The following is a 16,534-nucleotide window of genomic DNA, read 5'->3' on the forward strand; positions in this document are numbered from 1 at the left end:
GCCATGCAAAATCAAATTTTGCATGGCATTTTCTTTTATAAGAAACAACGTGTTCACTATTTGACGCTTACATTTATGTTTTTCTTAGGATTATTTTTTGTTATGATTTCACCAGCCATGCTGATTACGCCAGAGCGAGCTATTGAATTACAGAATAGCAACGACTACTAATAAAAATAGTGAGAAGATGGAAAGAATCCAACAATTCTCTCCATCTCTTTTTAGTTAACGATATAATAAAAAGATGGAATATTATGAAAGTGGGAATGAGTCATGGGGTACATACAAAATTTGCGTAAATATGTGGGGACTGCACCGCTCATCATGGTGGGGGCATGCGTACTTATTTTTGATGAGGACGACCGGTTATTTTTGCAGTTGCGAAAAGATAATGGCAATTGGGGGCTCGCCGGAGGTTCCATGGACCTTGGGGAAAGTCTGGAGGAAGTGGCTATCCGTGAAATGAAAGAAGAGACAGGGCTCGTTCCAGAACAACTCGACCTCTTTATGACGTTCTCGGGAAAAGATTTTTATTATCAGTACCCTCATGGGGATGAAGTTTATAACGTTGTGACTGCTTACATCTGTCGAGACTACAAAGGAAAGCTAAGAGCTGATGAAAATGAAGCCAGTGAATTACGGTTCTTTTCATTAGAAAGTTTGCCTGAAACCATCAGTCCTCCAGATCGGCTAGTGATTGAGAAGTATCTGTCTGTTTACTCGAATGAGGGGAGAATATGAAAAAGCAAGTAAGTGATCAATTGGTGTGGTGGGGAAGTATGCACCCGTACATTGATGTCATGAAAATCGATTTAGTGAATGAGATCGTTATAGGCAGGTATGGAGGAAATAGTCGAGCGGGCGCTTACAAAAATGAAGACGGATGTGTTGTATTCAATGGGCCCGATTGGGAGTTGGTCGTCATTGTGGACGGTCACGATTCCGACGAGAGTACTCAATTGATTGTGACAACACTGGCTCATCGAGAACACGAAATAGAAGCGATACTAAATGAACCTGTGTCAATTGCTTTGAAAAAAATGGAGGAGTACATATTAACAATTTTTCAATCCGCGGAGTTTAAAGAATCTTGCAGACAAGTAACCGGTGAAGCAGCATGTTTATTAGCTATCCGGAAAGAAAATTATTTTTGGTGGCTTTTGATTGGGGATTGTCTAGCTTACGTTTTTCATCCCGAACTTCATCAGTTAGGGCAATATACAGTGAACCAACGGCATTTCTATGAATGGATTGGGAAGGTCAATACTTTCGAGCGAAACGTCCCAGGTTATTCTTCCGGTATAGTAGAATTGCGACCTGGAAAGAATCAGTTACTGGTAGTGACAGACGGTGTGATTGAGTGTGCAAATCGACAATTGGAGAATTCTCGTGAACTCTATAAGTTAATACAGCAATCATCATCAGTAAATTTAGAGTCAGTCGTTTCGACTATTCTACAACATGTACACAACAGCAATGGGAAAGATAGCGCTACGCTTGTTTATTGGGAAGTAGAGAATACATTTTCTGCTGACTATGCAGGGAATCAATCAAAAGGAGAACAAAAATGAATCAGATGATAAAAAATGTCTACACGACAGCGCGCAAGTCTACAATTCCAACCCAATGGATACATGAAGAACAGCCATCGTCTGTGCTATGTATCATGCTTCCGGGAAAAGGCTATACCACCCAGCGACCGCTATTCCACTATGCGACCAGTGCATTGCGTAATCAGGGGGTGGACATTCTTCATATCAATTACGATTACTCAGAAAATGAAGCATTCAACTCGAGTTCCCATGCGCAGCAAGACCAGTGGATGTATGAAGATGTTAACGAAATTGTGCAATCATTTCTTCAAGAACAATCATATGATCAGGTGATTTGGTTCAGTAAGTCGATTGGCACGATTCCCATGGCACTTGGCTGGAAAGAGGGATTTCAAACGGATACAACCGTTTGTGGAATTTGGTTGACTCCTTTACTGAACGAAGAACGCGTATGCGAGTCTATTCAAGCTTCCCGTGTACCCTCGCTCGTCATTATAGGTGATCAAGATTTCGTATATGAACAAGAAAAGCTAGACCAATTGACAAGTGAACATGTCCAGTCGCGCGTGATTCCAGGAGCCAATCATGGATTAGAAATAGAAGGAAATACGATGGTCTCTATCGACACCATGAAGTCCGTAATTCAGTACATACACGAGGTTGTATCCAAGACGAAAAAAGGATGATTGGATGAAGGTGGTATTTCTCGAACGTGCTGGTTCTTTTAACGGGAATTTCCCCTCATTTTATCGCAAAGGATGTTTTAGAAGCAGCACAGTGAATTGTTCGTGACATGGCACTGGAGAGATAGGAGCATGGAAATGGAGACATGGATAGAAGTTGAAGGGGCAACGATTTGGACAAAGCAAACAGGCACAGGAACCTTTCCTGTCTTACTCGTAAGTGGCGGGCCAGGAGCGGCAGATTATATGGACGCCGTGGCAGATCTACTAGTTGATGACTGCAAGGTCATTCAGTTTGATCCACGCGGTTGCGGGCGGTCAACTGAAGACGGGACAACCTTTACTATAGAAGCATGCTTATGCGATATAGAGGTAATTCGTAAGTATTACGGATTTAGTCAATGGACCGTGGTTGGTCATTCATGGGGAGCGGACTTGGGGTTGGCGTACGCACTCAAGTATCCTGATGCACTTCACGGCTTTCTTTCCTTGGCTGGGACAGGCATTCAAAATGATCGTGACTGGAAAGAAGCTTACGTAGCAAATAGACAAAAACAGGGCGAAAGATTACCTGAATTTCTTTACCCTCTAAACAAAGATGTACATAGAAGCCTCCTCACTTCGTGGAGAGACTTCATTAAACATCCGGACTTGTTGAACAATCTTGCAAAACTCGATGTGCCGACGCTCTTTGTAGTAGCGGGGGAGGACATCCGCCCCTCATGGCCAATTCAGCAACTTGCCAAGCTTGTCCCTCATGCGAACTACACAGTAGTCGAAGGAGCAGGACATTATCTCTGGCTCAGTAAACCAGAAGTACTGAAGAGACTACTCGTGAAGTTTATTACCACACCAAGATTGAAGGAGACAACTCATGAAAATCACAAAGTATGAACCACAGTACGAAGAAGGGTGGCTGCGTTGCAGAGTGCTCGCTTATTTACATACGTCCATGTACGAAGATGTCAAAACCTCAAAGCCTATGTTTGATGGTAGACCCACAATTGAATTACTGGCTATTGAAGATGACATGGTCGTAGGAATTCTCGATATGGTACTGGACACCGAAGAAATACAAACATCCTTTTTAGCGAAAGGACTCGGTGCTTTTTTAAGTGTCATAGCGGTCCATCCGGATTATCAGGGAAGAGGGATTGGTCAACAACTTTATGACAAGGCACTAGAAGAATTAAAACAGACACCTATTGAATTTATTGAACTCTATACACGTGGGGATGAGTCAGCCAACAACTTTTACAGAAAGTTGGGGTTTGAATTGCTCTTGGAAACCTACGATGTGTTCGGTGTAGAGCACCGACTCGGAAAAGACGTCGTCATCAAAGGCATACAGGACAAAAAGCTCCTGGTTGAAACAGAAGACGGGCAGCCATGCACGCACACACTAGATCGACTGGGTTGTAGGAGACAGCCAAAAGCTGAAACACGAGTCCTATGATTTTGTTGTCATGACAGCCAATGTCGCGCAGGTGTTTTTAACAGAAGAAAGTTGGGTTGAGACGCTTCGAGCAATCTATCAGGGTTTAAAGCCAAACGGTCAGTTGGTGTTTGATACAAGAAACCCAGAAAGAAAAGTTTGGGAAGATTGGCAACAGGATCTCACGCCGGATAAAGCAAAACGTCCTGAAACCGGAGAAGACCTTGAGATTTGGACAGATTACGACGGAATGAACGGCAGTATTTTTACGTTCTATGAAACCGTAAAATTTGTAGAAACCGGAGAGACCCTCTTACATAACAAAATGCAGCTTAAGTTTCGTACCTACGAAGAACTCATTGCCTCACTAAAAGATGTTGGCTTCTCAGAAGTCCAAGTATTTGGGGATTGGGAAGATCAACTGGCGGACGAACAATCACACTCATTTATTTTTTGTTGTAAGAAGTAAATGAAAAGACATGAGCTCAACATATAAATGGAAATTTGCGAAAAAAGGATGTAACGAGATGACAGTAACAAATGAAGTACAACGTGCGATAGCACTTCGAGCGGAAAAGAAGTATGAGGAATCGAACGAACTCCTAAAGCACCTTGCCGACACGAATCTGACAGATGCCTATATTCAGTACCAGTGCGCGTGGAGCTATGACGTTCTGGGGGAGGAAGCGAAGGCGGTTCCCCATTACGAAGCGGCGATTCAAGGAGGCCTTCAAGAAGATGATCTTCAACGTGCATATCTAGGGCTGGGGAGCACGTACCGTGCACTTGGTGAGTACCAAGACTCAGAGCGAATATTTGAAGAGGCACTCACGAAGTTTCCAAATCATCAAGCCCTAAGCACGTTCTATGCGATGACACTTTATAATCTCGGTCAGCATAACCAGGCCATCCAGCTACTACTAAAAACACTCATTGATACCACCAGTGACCAAGGTGTAAAAGATTATGCACCTGCCTTGTCCTTTTACGCGGAGCATCTGGACGAGACCTGGAAGTCCTAATTTAGGGCGACTGGAATCCGAAAATACCAATAAAGGCAATCACTCCTGTAATGAGCAAAAGAAGAATGCTTAATCCGATGAGAATTGCTTTATACGGGCTCTTCGGGCTCAGGAAAGCAAATAGGGTCGCAAACACGCTATACATGAAATGAAGGACTATATATGACATGCCAGTGGTCTGAAATGTCAGCGTCCGGAACCACGTATTTCCTTGAAACATGGAGATGATGATGCTAAAGCCAAGTAGCAGGAAGATAATAGAGAGTAACGAGAAAGACTTTTTCACAAGATAATCTCCTTTCTATAATGGTAGCACTTGGAAAATTAAACAACAACACAGAGTCAATTACAGACTTGAGAGAGAGGCGAACAGAGTGTCCATGATGAATGAAAGTACAACGATTCAACTGGTTGACTATCAACCTATGCACTACGAGGTCTTGACTCAAATAGACATCCCGGATGAACAGCGAGAATTTACAAGTCTTCCTGTGGAAAAAATAAATAGCCCACTTGTCGAGGCGTCCGCTTGTCATGTGGTCATTTTACATAATGAAGAGCCCATCGGTTACTTTGCTCTAGAAGAAGGGAAGAAACTGCAAAAGTATTCGGCGAATACCCATGCAAAGTTACTTACCGCGTTTTCCATTGACTATCGTCACCAGGGAAAAGGGTATGCGAAAGCAGCCCTTCATCAACTTCCCGACTTCGTTAGAAAAAGATATCCACATGTGGATGAAATTGTTCTGGGAGTGAATCAGGGCAATATCGTAGCCGCTAGTCTCTACCGAAAGCTAGGGTTTATTGACCATGGAGAAGTATTCGTGGGACCTAAGGGACCTCAGCATATCATGCACTTGAGTCTCAACAAAACAGAAAACAGCTAGCTTATGGAATGAGGTTATTCATAATATCCCCTGGAGTCGGGCAACTGTTGATACTCTTCTGTGTTGCGTGCTATTTCATGGATGAATTCTTCCAGTTTCAGAAGCTGTAAAACATCATCTGGATATTCACAGAACGTGCCTTCCTCTTCAAATAGACCGGTGTTTATAGAAAAAAGTTTCAACAAAGGTGAAAAAAGAAAACACAATAAAAAGGTAATCGAATTTTTCATAGGGGTTAGTTTTCTTACCAGCTTCCTCCTAACCACAATCCTATTCCTGCAGAACATACTTCAACGCAAGTTCGGGAATGGATTTAAAATAGGTCGTCATCTTAGTGACATTCGAAGCAGTAGCGGGAAAAACACTTGGCATCTATCAAACCATGAAAGTAGGAAAAGGTAATGAAGTACACCATTCGTGAAGAACGAACAACTGATTATGAATCCACAGAAGCGATAGTGGAAGAAGCGTTCCGCGGGGAGGAATTCAGTGATCAGCAAGAACATCATTTGGTTCGACGCATTCGCCAATCTGCTGAATTTATTCCAGAGCTATCTCTCGTTGCGGAGACAGAAGGAAACCTTGTCGGTCATATTTTATTATCGAAAGTTCAAATTGTAGGGGACACCGAAGAGTGGGAGTCGCTCGCTCTAGCACCTGTATCTATTTCACCGGCATATCAGAAGCAAGGAATAGGGGGTGCGCTGATTCAAGAAGCCATGAAGCGGGCGAAGAATTTAGGTTTTTCATCCATTGTCTTACTAGGGCATCCGGCGTATTATCCGAAGTTTGGGTTTGTGCCAGCGAGCCGTTTTGGGGTACAGTCGCCATTTCGTGTAGGTGACGCATACTTTATGGCCGTAGAATTAGAAAAAGATGCACTGTCAAACGTTAGAGGCACGGTGAAGTATCCTGCTACGTTCGACGAATAATAAAAAACCATGGAAGGACTTTTTGTAGCGAAGTCCATCCATGGGGATATTTTAATGTATCGGTTTTAGTTCAACTACACGCGTCGCAACCCGTTCCACAAAAGCCAAATCATGTTCGATAAAGAGCAGAGTTGGATGATACGTAGCTATCATTTTCTCAATTGGCTGTTGATTGTAGATGTCTAAATAATTGAGTGGTTCATCCCACAAATACAACTCTGCGGATGTACCAAGAGACTTCGCAAATTCGACTTTCTTCTTTTGTCCTTCACTCATGGCTTCGATGGGAACCTGAAATACATCCCGTGTGAATCCGAGAATGCGCAGGTTGTTCAAGAACAATGTGTAATCAATGCCATGCGTGTCCGCAAACGCATCAAGTGTCCCGGAATGAGTGGCCGTTTGAGTAACGTGACTAATAGAAAGTCCTTGCGGCATGATGATTTCACCTGTTTGATACGTTCGTGCGTCTTTCGTTTGAAAATGATTCATGAGCGTCGTTTTACCGGAACCGTTCGGGCCAACCAATGCGAGTTGCTCGCCTTGATAGAGCTCAAAGGAGACAGGTTCGAATAGAGGCGTGTTGCCGTAAGATGCAGTGAAATCTTTCACCCGCATGACAGGATTGCGATGACTGGTTAGAACTTGAATGGTCAAGTCATCTATTTTTTCGATATTCTTCAAGAGCTTTTTCTTTTCCTCGGTTTTTGCGTTATTTCGCTTTTCGATGGCTTTCCCGCGTTTCATCATCCGCTTCGCAACCGCATTGCCAAATGGGTCGTTTCCTGAAGGCTTTTCTCTTTCAAGTCCCCAATTGAATTTTTCACGAGCGGATTTCTCAATGCGGGTAATCTCCGATTTTAATGCGTGGTTTTGGTCCAGTTCAAAATGATCCTGATGCGCTTTTTGTGCTTCGTACGTTGAAAAATTGGCGTGATACAAGACGACTTGGCTTCGTTCAATTGCCAGCACATGGTCAATCACACTGTCTAAAAAGTGACGGTCGTGACTCACCACGATGTATCCGCGCTTTTTTTGTAGATACGTAGCAAGTTGGGAACGTCCGTTACCATCTAAATGATTGGTCGGTTCGTCGAGCAAGGCAAATCGGTTCTCTTCACAAAATAGCGCAGCCAGCATGACTCGCGTCTGTTCTCCACCGGAGAGCTGGGAAAATGGCTGCCACAGAATGCCTTTATCCATTCCAAGTAACTGGCACTCTCGCTCAAGCTTCCACTGCTCCGTGGGGAACACCGCATCAATGGCCAAATAGACAGGAAGCTCCGGATTCGCAATCGGAAGAGGGAAGTAGACAAACTCATTGTCCGTGAAGATGTCTCCTTCGTACGCAAGTTGCTGCATGAAGAGTTTCAATAGCGTGGTCTTCCCACGTCCGTTTCGTCCAACAAGACCGAGTCGCCAAGAAGTGTCGAGCGTAAGGGACACACCCTGAAATAAAGGTGTATCTAATAAGTCATAAGTAAATGTTACGTGTTTCAGTTCAATGGGCATGCAAAAACCTCCTAGTCATTGAGTTGCATGCACACGCATTCTACAAAAAAATCCTTCCACAAGTAGGTGGAAGGAAAAGTATGCGAACATAAATAAACTTTACGGGACCGTAAAGGGCTATAAATGGTCAGACTCATCCTATTTTTCGTGAAAATGCGTATACATTTTGACGTGTAAAATAGAATTAAGAAATCATCGACCATTCATCATCCCTTCTTGTGCGATACACTGAGTATACAAAAACAACCCAATTTTTTCAAATGAAGGAGGAACATATGAAAAAAATAATCATCATTGGATCCAGTGGGTCCGGAAAATCGACATTGGCAAGAGAACTGGCCAACATCTTAAAGTTGCCACTTTTTCATCTCGATCAGTTGAACTGGCGTCCGGGCTGGGAAGAGGTGCCGAAGGAGGAGCAGCGCGCTCTAGCACAAGAAGTAGTAACTAAAGAAGAGTGGATCATCGATGGGAATTACGGGGAAACATTCGATGTACGGATGAAAGAAGCAGACACAATCCTTTTTCTCGATTTTCACCGTCTCATTTGTATCACACGGGCCTTTAAGCGGGTGATTACCTACCGAAATCGTGTACGCCCGGATATGGCGGAAGGCTGTCCAGAACGCTTTGACCTCGAATTTTTCAAATACATATGGAACTTTCCCGAACAGAAAACGCCTCACATCCGGAAACGATTAGCCGATCTTCCGGAAGAAAAGCAGGTGATCCATTTTCGGAAGCCGAGGGAAGTGGAGCGGTTTTTAAAAGAATTGAAGCACACACAGAAAGCACAGACCTCGTAAAGTCTGTGCTTTAAAATCAGTACCTAAAACAAATGCTCTTCCGCTTTCGACAGTTTAATAAGTCGCGGATACGTAGTGATCATCAACACTAAGGCAATGCAAAAGAGGGCGAATGAGTACAAAGTGGGGTCAAATAAAATAGTGAATCCCATGATAAGAACAATGCTGGTGGCTGTAAGTAAGGCAGTGCTTCTGCGTGACTTAGCTGTCTGGAACTGGGCCGCTTCGCAATTTGGGCAACGCATATAGCTGGTTAGGGTAAACGATCGTTTCAAGGTCTCTGCATAGCTCCATGTATATCCGCAGTTTTGACAAATTGGCATTGGAGAGCACCCCCTAATCTTTATTCGCTCACCTTATCATGCGAGAGAAATCGTTTCAAATGAAGGATGGTTTGAAAATGGAGCCCGTCGTGAAAGGCAATGCGTAAAAAGACATCTTGGATTGTCGTGTACCCTTCATACTTTGTAGGAGGGAATACTTCAGAAAGTCGTGAACCATATCTTGTTTGTAAATCGGAAAATTGATCAATCAGTAATTGCTTAAGTTCCTCAAAACTTGGTGTGGCGTCCGTGAAATTTTCCGGAGTCGTGCCATAGCCAAACCACGTGTTCCACTCTTGAATACGTGCATCTTCCTCACCTGTTAGGCTATAGATCCACAAGTACGTGTCCACATACATGTGCCCAAGATTCCAGCGGATAGTGTTTCGGAATCCTGGGAGGATGTCGTTTGCCTGTTCATCCGTTACATCTTCTAATACCCCTAGCAAATACTCTCTATAAATCTTTAATGATTCAATCGGTCGTGCGAATTCCATAGGTCACCTCGTGAGATTAGATTGATTAGACAATTTGTTACTATAAATCGATTATAATCGTTTACTCTATAAATCAAAAAATAATCAATAGCCAATTACTTCATGGCTTATCTAACAGAACTTCAACCTTATCCCTAACACTACTCCGTTCGCAACAACGCATACCTTCCCCGATTAGCCAGAAGCAAAAGGACGAAAATACTGCTGCAAAGAAAAATAGTTCGTACATTCGCCAAAATCCGGGGAAGTCCTGGAAAAACATGTCCGGCTCAAAGAGAGGACCGATGACAAAGACGAATATGCCACCAAATCCTAAGTGAAGAAGAAAAGAAGCTACCATACGCATTCGCTCAGAAAGTGACTTTGTCCATTTGTCACTGAGTAAAGAAACAGGAAGGGCATAGAAAAGCATCAACGGCAGCGCTAAATACGAGACGAAAAGCATCATCGGGAAGAACGCGATAAATCCTTCTTTTTCTGAGACAGTGAAAAATAAAGAAATGATAGAAATAGAGAATAGAGCGGAAACCAAAAATTTGAGAGCCTGTCGTTTAAACAAGAGATCACCTGCTTTCTAAAGAAATAACTTTCTACTTACTAAGAGTGTCTGCTGAATGGGAAAGTTCCCTCATTTCCAATAAATTGTAACGAAAGGAGGATCTACTCGTCTACTTAGCAAGAACTACTCTGAGAAGAGGCGAGAAGATGAAAAAATGGTGGCTGCTAAATATTATATTGATGGTCTTGATGCTTAGCGGATGTATGAGCAGTCAAGCGAATGACAACAGACCAGATGTAAGCAAGTTAGAGCCTCAGTCGCTCTCTGAAATGATTCAAGATGCAGGACTCGAGAACGTGGATGCGCTTGAAGTCCAGAGTGGAAGTACGGGAGAGAAGAAGGACACAACGGATCCAATTCTCATAAATGAGTTTATGAAGCAAATCGCCAGTGTCACCTATACACCTGACCCAAACCAAGAAGAACGAATCGGGTGGGTCTACCGAGTGACGGCAAATGACGGGGACAAATCCTTCGAATTTTATCCGAACTATGTAGAAAATGTCTATTATTTAGCGGACGGGGACGTCAAAGAGATGATGGAAGCGCTGTTTCAAGAAATCGAAAAACAAGAGCCTGTGGGTGCGGGATGGTATCCCACGCAATCTCCACCAACACTCGAGCTTCAAGTCGGTTCTGAAACAGTTCGCATGGGGCTAGGAAGTTATCAGTGGAATTATATAGAGAAAGGAACAGGAGAGGTGCTTTCAATTGCAGCGGAGGCAGCCATGGCTCCAATAGAGCAGGTTCTCGCATTGTCCAATCCACCAAAAGTTAACATGAACCAGATGACGAACATCATTTTTGTGTATAAACCGCAGACCTATACCCTTACACTTTGGACAGATGATGATGCCATGGTGCCGATTACTTCCCTTCAGGATTTGAAAGGCATCGGTCCAGCCGTCATCCAAGTTTCAGCGGAGTGGGAGCAAGGCAAGGCCATGTATTATGGGGTCATGGATATTCAGTGATTTTAGTTACAACCCCAGGGCTTATTCCAATGAAACAAGTTATCTTTATGATGAAACAAGCCCTGGGGTTGTTTCAATCAACCCACCAAAAGGAGTCTGAACGATGATAATTCGAGAAGCACAAGACACCGACATCAACATATTAAGTGAACTCATGACCCATCTAGGCTATCCGACTACTCAACACCAGATTGCGGCACGTTATCAAGCAATTTCTCACCACGCCGATTACGTTCTTTTCGTAGCAGAAACTGAAAAGCAAGTAGTGGGTATGGTGAGCGTCATGCTCGTGTTAGGAATTGAACAAGATGGAGTGTATGGTCGAGTGAATGCGCTCGTTGTCGACCCACAGTCTAGAAAATTGGGAGTAGGTCAACAGCTGATGAAGACAGCAGAAGACTGGGCAACTGCTCACGGAGCAGTTGGGATGGTGCTCAATAGTGGCAACCGAACTGAGCGACAAGCAGCCCACCAGTTTTATAGAACCATCGGATACGAACCAAAAAGTACAGGATTTGTGAAAAAATTATGCTGATGTATCATTGTGTAATCACTTTATAGTAGATCACCGTAGCATCAAACTGTCCGTCGCCAGACTTCGCATACATTGGAATTTTCCCGACCTCTGTATATCCTAAAGACTGATACAGGAAGTTCGAGGGATCTCCTTCGCGCGAGTCTAACACAATCAGCGTCTTGCCGAGGTCAAAGGCGACTTGTTCTGCATGCTCCATCAATAGTCGAGCAATTCCTCTCCTCCGAAAAGCAGGGGAGACCATCAACTTGGCAATCTCGACGCGGTGAAGACCATTTGCTTTTGCTATCAGATGAAGCTGGATGGTCCCGGCGATTTGGTTCTGTTGCTTTGCCACAAAGAGGAGCGTTTGTTCATTACAGACGGATTGCCAATACGTTGCCGCCTCTGTATAAGACAATTCAGGTAAGAAGCCGATGGAAGCCCCGTCGTTCACAACATCAATCAGCAATTCCGTCAAAGCAGGTAAATCAGAGGAAACCTTTTCGAGCGTGTAAATAGTAATTGGTGCAGTCATGATAATTCCTCATTTCCAAGGTTTTCTTTAGTATACTCAAATGCACCAAATAAAAAAATACTCGCTAAAGAAGTTGATCCCCTTCCGGAAGTGTATCTACATACAGAGAATGCACCAGTACATGTTAGCGAAGAAAGATTCAAATCGTTCCACAACAGTCGTTGCGTGAAAAGTATCATTCGCAAATGTACGTGGGCCATGATGTGGTACTTCATTGATAAATCCATTCAATAGTAGGGTTGTCCGATTTATTCCTCTTGTTCCATGTGGCATTGCCCATTAAGATAAACGAAACGGAACTGGAAAGAAAAGATTTCTTTGTAGGCATAAAATGCCAACTTTTTTCAATGAAATGAGTTGGTTATATATGGCCTGGCCAAAACTTGAAAAGGTAGTTTCTCGAATGTGAGAAACTACCTTTTGTAATGTGTATCGATTCTAACAGACTAACTAGTTTCCATAAAATCAGTTGGTTCCTACAAATCGATTCTCTGTGCCATGAAATCTCCGTTCTGTACCTACAAATCTCGGTTTTGTTCCAAGAAACCGTTCCGCTGCGTCATGAACGCTCGCTCAGACTGACAGATTCCCGCTGAGTGGGGGTAGATCTTGCTAGTAAGGGCTTGGCATTCAAGCACTTAACCAAATATGAGTTGTAAATACTCATTGTGAGTGTCAATAAAAGTTTCCATAATACGAGTAATGTACTAATCAGAAAAAATAATGTACGAATGAATCAAATCAGTGTCGCAATCACCAAAAATAATGTCACAATCATTCAAATTAGTGTACTAATGAGACACCTCGAACAATCTTTCTTGATCTTTTATTCGAGTTTACGCCTACTGAATTCCTACCACGACCACATTATCTCCGAAAGCTACCTCAACAACAGGTACTTCTTCAGGAATCGCATCGACATGCAGGGAACGAACCAAGACATTCTGGCGAAGAAGCGATTCAAATCGTTCCACAACAGCCGTCGCATGAGCAGCACCATCCACCCACAAGTCCACATAGACCTCGACAGGCAGATCCAACTGCTTACGTTTGTCTTGAACCGCGCGAATCAGTTCCCGTACGTACCCTTCTTCTACGAGTTCAGATGTCAGCGTGGTGTCTAACAACACAGAGACCCCTGATTCCTCAGCGAGCACGAAGCCTTCGCGAACAATTTTTTCGACCAACACGTGTTCAGGCAGTATGGTAAACTCTGTGCCTTCCAAATCAACGACAAGTGAACCGGATGCCAACAACTCGTGAACAGCCATCGACGGCAAATCTTCTACCATAAGTTTGAGTGCATTGACGTGCTTCCCAAAGACGGCTCCAGCTGTTTTGAAATTTACCTTCGCTTGCAGTGTGAAGAAGTCGTTGAGCGCTTGCGTGCGTTCGACGTGTTTCACGTTCAGTTCGTCTTTTACGATGCGTAGTGCCGCATCATCAAGAGATACTTTCTCATCGAGTGCAATAACCAGGCGAGCTAACGGTTGTTTGGTCTTGAGACTTGTTGCGTTTCGAAGGCTGCGGCCGAGCTCGACAACTTGAAGAACTCGAGCCATCGACGATTCTAGGGACGAGTTGATCCATGCTTCTTCACATGCCGGATAATCGGCAAGGTGAACACTCGAGGACGTCAGTTTCTCATACAAATCATCTGCTACATACGGCGTAAATGGTGCCAGTAGACGAGTGACGGTCGTTAGAACTTCATAGAGAGTAGAAAACGCAGCCCGTTTGTCTTCTGACATCCCGCTTACCCAGAAGCGGGAACGCGAGCGACGCACATACCAGTTGCTAAGCTCGTCCAGTAGTGCCGCAATCTGTCTCGTGGCTGCCGTGAACTGATAGTCATCCATTGCAGCGACCACCGTTTTGATTGTGCTGTGCAAGCGCGACAAAATCCAGCGGTCTAACAGAGTGCGCTCGCCTGTGTTCGCTGCGTCATATTGAAAAGCATCGATTCCCGCATACAACGAGTAAAACTTGTATGTGTTATCGAGCGTATCAATCACTTTTGACTTGGCATCCTGTACAATCTTTTCCGAAAATCGTTTCGGGTTCCACGGCGAACTGTCGACGAGGAAAGACCAGCGTAGCGAATCTGCGCCGAAGCGGTGCATCAGGTCAGTTGGGTCGAGTGCATTCCCTTTACTCTTCGACATCTTCTGGCCATGTTCGTCCAGCACGTGACCGAGGGAAAGAACATTCTTATAGGGTGCCTTACCCGTCATCAGCGTCGATACTGCCAGCAGGCTATAGAAGAATCCGCGTGTCTGGTCGATTCCTTCGATGACCACGTCTGCCGGGAACTGTTGAGCGAATGTATCCTGATTTTCGAATGGATAATGGTGTTGCGCAAACGGCATGGAGCCGCTATCAAACCACACATCGATCACTTCTGGCGTTCGCTGCATGGAACCGGAACAGTCCGGACAAGCCAACGTCACGTCGTCGATAAACGGTTTGTGTAAATCGAACGCTTCCGGAAGAGGGTGCTCAGACAACTGACGGATTTCCTTCACGCTTCCGGGGGCGACTTCATGGTGACAGGTTGTGCAGGACCACACGTTAAGTGGAGTTCCCCAGTAGCGGTTGCGGCCAATGTTCCAGTCCAGCACATTCTCTAAGAAGTTCCCGAAGCGTCCGTCTTTAATGTGCCCAGGATACCAATCCACCGTCTGATTCGCAGCCATCAACTGGTCTTTCATGGCCGTCATGCGGATGAACCAGCTGTCAGTCGCATAGTAAAGAAGTGGAGAGTCGCAGCGCCAGCAATGTGGGTAGCTATGCTCATATTTCTCTTTATGAAACAGAAGCCCTTTACTCGCGAGCAACTGGATAATTGAGACGTCTGCATCTTTCACAAAGACCCCTTGTAGATCCGTCACTTCTACCGTATAACGGCCATCGAGTCCGACGACATTTACGAAAGATAACTCGTTTTCCTGGATGACTTTATAATCGTCTTCTCCGTAAGCCGGAGCCAAGTGGACAATTCCGGTTCCGCTGTCATCGGTGACAAAATTAGCAGCAACTACGACATGTCCTTTTTCGATGGAGACATAATCAAACGGAGCCACGTACTTCTTACCAACGAATTCTGCTCCTTGATGTTGTCTAGTTATGTGGGCATTGTCACCAAACAACTTCGCAACAAGAGCTTTCGCTACGATATAGACTGCACCTTCATGTTCCACCTCGGCGTAGGTCAAGTCCGGATGAACCGCAAGTGCCACATTCGCAGGAAGTGTCCAAGGGGTCGTCGTCCAGCCTAAGAAGAAAGTGTTCTCTTCTCCGATGACAGGAAATTTCACAGTGGCGGATAAATCTTTTACGTCTTGATAGCCTTGTGCCACTTCATGGGAACTGAGTGTCGTCTGGCAGCTCGGACAATACGGCGATACGCGGTGCCCCTTATAGAGAAGTCCGTCTTTATGGACCTTACTCAAGATCGACCAGACACTCTCGATGTAGTCATTGTCGAGGGTCACGTACGGATCATCCATGTCGACCCAATAGCCTAGTTCCTCCGTGAAGCTGCGCCATTTTTTCTCATACGTAAACACACTCTCCTTACAACGTTCGATAAAAGGAGCCACTCCGTATTCTTCAATCGGCTGTTTACCCGAGATGCCTAGTTGCTTTTCCACACCAAGCTCGACCGGAAGACCATGTGTGTCCCATCCGGCTTTGCGCTCCACATAGTAGCCGCGCATCGTTTTGTAGCGAGAAACGACATCCTTCACTGTGCGACCGAATGCGTGACCTACGTGCGGAAGCCCATTTGCAGTCGGCGGACCTTCGTAAAATACGAAAGGGGGACTGTCTTTTCGGTTGTCGACTGATTGTTCAAATGTCTTATTCAATTGCCAGTGGTCGCGAATCCGCTGTTCACGTGCCACAACGGTTTCTGATTTGCTTGATTTTTTCATCATCATCTCTCCTTTTTTGTTCTAAAAACACACAAAAAAACCCCGTCCCAAGAAGGGACGGAGTTATCCGCGATACCACCCTAATTCTATTGATCCGCTCAATAGCACTCAGCAACGTACAATCATACGTGTTCCTTGTAACGGAGGACTCCCGACTCAGCTTAAAACAGGTTCAGCCGAGCTTCTCAGAGAGGATTTTCACGCAACACCTGCACACTGACTTTCACCAAGTTGTCAGCTCTCTGGGGAACAGAATGAAACGTTACTCTTTCTCATCAACGAATTTGTATGCTTTTATTGAAATTGATTGTAACACACGTTTTCGTTTCGTCAACCTATTTGATGCAACCCCAGGGGTTGTATC

Annotated in this window: 19 protein-coding genes and 1 other annotated feature; of the genes, 12 read left to right on the plus strand and 7 right to left on the minus strand. The window is 44.5% G+C overall.

Features of this window, described 5'->3' with window-relative positions; translation table 11 throughout:
* Window positions 1-273: 273 nt before the first annotated feature.
* From ACFO0S_RS14450 to ACFO0S_RS14480, 7 genes are all read left to right on the plus strand, one after another.
* Window positions 274-741 (plus strand): NUDIX hydrolase, encoded by a 468-nt coding sequence (locus ACFO0S_RS14450; protein WP_378142815.1) that lies wholly within the window; start codon window positions 274-276, stop codon window positions 739-741.
* Window positions 738-1,571, plus strand: coding sequence for a PP2C family serine/threonine-protein phosphatase (locus tag ACFO0S_RS14455; RefSeq protein WP_378142817.1), 834 nt, complete (start codon window positions 738-740; stop codon window positions 1,569-1,571). Before ACFO0S_RS14450 ends, ACFO0S_RS14455 begins: the two co-directional genes overlap by 4 nt.
* Window positions 1,568-2,239 carry an alpha/beta family hydrolase gene (locus ACFO0S_RS14460; RefSeq protein WP_378142818.1) on the plus strand — a complete coding sequence of 224 codons (672 nt, stop codon included), beginning with the start codon at window positions 1,568-1,570 and terminating at the stop codon, window positions 2,237-2,239. Before ACFO0S_RS14455 ends, ACFO0S_RS14460 begins: the two co-directional genes overlap by 4 nt.
* Before the next feature lie 135 nt (window positions 2,240-2,374).
* Window positions 2,375-3,130, plus strand: a complete 756-nt coding sequence (locus ACFO0S_RS14465) for an alpha/beta fold hydrolase (RefSeq protein ID WP_378142819.1) — start codon at window positions 2,375-2,377, stop codon at window positions 3,128-3,130.
* Window positions 3,111-3,692 (plus strand): GNAT family N-acetyltransferase, encoded by a 582-nt coding sequence (locus ACFO0S_RS14470; protein ID WP_378142820.1) that lies wholly within the window; start codon window positions 3,111-3,113, stop codon window positions 3,690-3,692. The genes ACFO0S_RS14465 and ACFO0S_RS14470 overlap by 20 nt, the downstream gene beginning before the upstream one ends.
* A gap of 10 nt (window positions 3,693-3,702) precedes the next feature.
* Window positions 3,703-4,140, plus strand: coding sequence for a hypothetical protein (locus ACFO0S_RS14475; RefSeq protein WP_378142821.1), 438 nt, complete (start codon window positions 3,703-3,705; stop codon window positions 4,138-4,140).
* Window positions 4,141-4,198: 58 nt separating this feature from the next.
* A complete protein-coding gene (locus ACFO0S_RS14480) occupies window positions 4,199-4,693 on the plus strand; it encodes a tetratricopeptide repeat protein (RefSeq protein WP_378142822.1) in 495 nt (164 codons plus the stop codon).
* 1 nt (window position 4,694) lies between these two features.
* Here the strand turns inward: ACFO0S_RS14480 and ACFO0S_RS14485 are convergent, their stop codons facing one another.
* Window positions 4,695-4,979, minus strand: a complete 285-nt coding sequence (locus ACFO0S_RS14485; RefSeq protein WP_378142823.1) for a hypothetical protein — start codon at window positions 4,977-4,979, stop codon at window positions 4,695-4,697.
* Between the two features lie 94 nt (window positions 4,980-5,073).
* On the opposite strand from ACFO0S_RS14485, the gene ACFO0S_RS14490 reads away from it, so the two are divergent.
* Complete coding sequence (locus ACFO0S_RS14490; protein ID WP_378142889.1) at window positions 5,074-5,580, plus strand: GNAT family N-acetyltransferase; 507 nt, start codon at window positions 5,074-5,076, stop codon at window positions 5,578-5,580.
* 401 nt (window positions 5,581-5,981) lie between these two features.
* A complete protein-coding gene (locus ACFO0S_RS14495; protein ID WP_378142825.1) occupies window positions 5,982-6,512 on the plus strand; it encodes a GNAT family N-acetyltransferase in 531 nt (176 codons plus the stop codon).
* A 51-nt stretch (window positions 6,513-6,563) separates the two neighbouring features.
* Here ACFO0S_RS14495 and abc-f read toward each other — a convergent pair whose 3' ends face one another.
* The gene (gene abc-f, locus ACFO0S_RS14500; protein WP_378142827.1) at window positions 6,564-8,024 is read right to left on the minus strand and encodes a ribosomal protection-like ABC-F family protein; all 1,461 of its coding nucleotides are present in this window, start codon (window positions 8,022-8,024) and stop codon (window positions 6,564-6,566) included.
* A 275-nt stretch (window positions 8,025-8,299) separates the two neighbouring features.
* Between abc-f and ACFO0S_RS14505 the strand changes: the two genes are divergently transcribed.
* Entirely contained in the window at window positions 8,300-8,830 is a 531-nt protein-coding gene (locus tag ACFO0S_RS14505) for a DNA topology modulation protein (RefSeq protein ID WP_378142829.1), read from the plus strand.
* A 23-nt stretch (window positions 8,831-8,853) separates the two neighbouring features.
* On the opposite strand, the gene ACFO0S_RS14510 is transcribed toward ACFO0S_RS14505, so the two are convergent.
* The 3 genes from ACFO0S_RS14510 to ACFO0S_RS14520 all read right to left on the minus strand — a co-directional run bounded on the left by ACFO0S_RS14510 (window position 8,854) and on the right by ACFO0S_RS14520 (window position 10,209).
* Window positions 8,854-9,153: a TIGR04104 family putative zinc finger protein gene (locus ACFO0S_RS14510; RefSeq protein ID WP_378142830.1), complete on the minus strand. Its 300-nt coding sequence runs from the start codon at window positions 9,151-9,153 to the stop codon at window positions 8,854-8,856.
* A gap of 20 nt (window positions 9,154-9,173) precedes the next feature.
* A complete protein-coding gene (locus ACFO0S_RS14515; protein ID WP_378142831.1) occupies window positions 9,174-9,650 on the minus strand; it encodes a DinB family protein in 477 nt (158 codons plus the stop codon).
* Window positions 9,651-9,750: 100 nt separating this feature from the next.
* Window positions 9,751-10,209: a hypothetical protein gene (locus ACFO0S_RS14520; protein WP_378142833.1), complete on the minus strand. Its 459-nt coding sequence runs from the start codon at window positions 10,207-10,209 to the stop codon at window positions 9,751-9,753.
* A 146-nt stretch (window positions 10,210-10,355) separates the two neighbouring features.
* On the opposite strand from ACFO0S_RS14520, the gene ACFO0S_RS14525 reads away from it, so the two are divergent.
* Both ACFO0S_RS14525 and ACFO0S_RS14530 read left to right on the plus strand, forming a co-directional pair.
* The gene (locus ACFO0S_RS14525) at window positions 10,356-11,183 is read left to right on the plus strand and encodes a hypothetical protein (protein ID WP_378142835.1); all 828 of its coding nucleotides are present in this window, start codon (window positions 10,356-10,358) and stop codon (window positions 11,181-11,183) included.
* Window positions 11,184-11,286: 103 nt separating this feature from the next.
* Entirely contained in the window at window positions 11,287-11,718 is a 432-nt protein-coding gene (locus ACFO0S_RS14530) for a GNAT family N-acetyltransferase (RefSeq protein ID WP_378142836.1), read from the plus strand.
* 4 nt (window positions 11,719-11,722) lie between these two features.
* Here ACFO0S_RS14530 and ACFO0S_RS14535 read toward each other — a convergent pair whose 3' ends face one another.
* Window positions 11,723-12,235 carry a GNAT family N-acetyltransferase gene (locus ACFO0S_RS14535; RefSeq protein ID WP_378142838.1) on the minus strand — a complete coding sequence of 171 codons (513 nt, stop codon included), beginning with the start codon at window positions 12,233-12,235 and terminating at the stop codon, window positions 11,723-11,725.
* Window positions 12,236-13,077: 842 nt separating this feature from the next.
* A complete protein-coding gene (ileS, locus tag ACFO0S_RS14540; RefSeq protein ID WP_378142839.1) occupies window positions 13,078-16,170 on the minus strand; it encodes an isoleucine--tRNA ligase in 3,093 nt (1,030 codons plus the stop codon).
* 50 nt (window positions 16,171-16,220) lie between these two features.
* Window positions 16,221-16,458, minus strand: a binding site (T-box leader).
* Between the last annotated feature and the right edge of the window lie 76 nt (window positions 16,459-16,534).

Source organism: Chryseomicrobium palamuruense, from assembly GCF_042649045.1.
In the GTDB taxonomy this organism is placed as follows: Bacteria; Bacillota; Bacilli; order Bacillales_A; family Planococcaceae; genus Chryseomicrobium; species Chryseomicrobium palamuruense.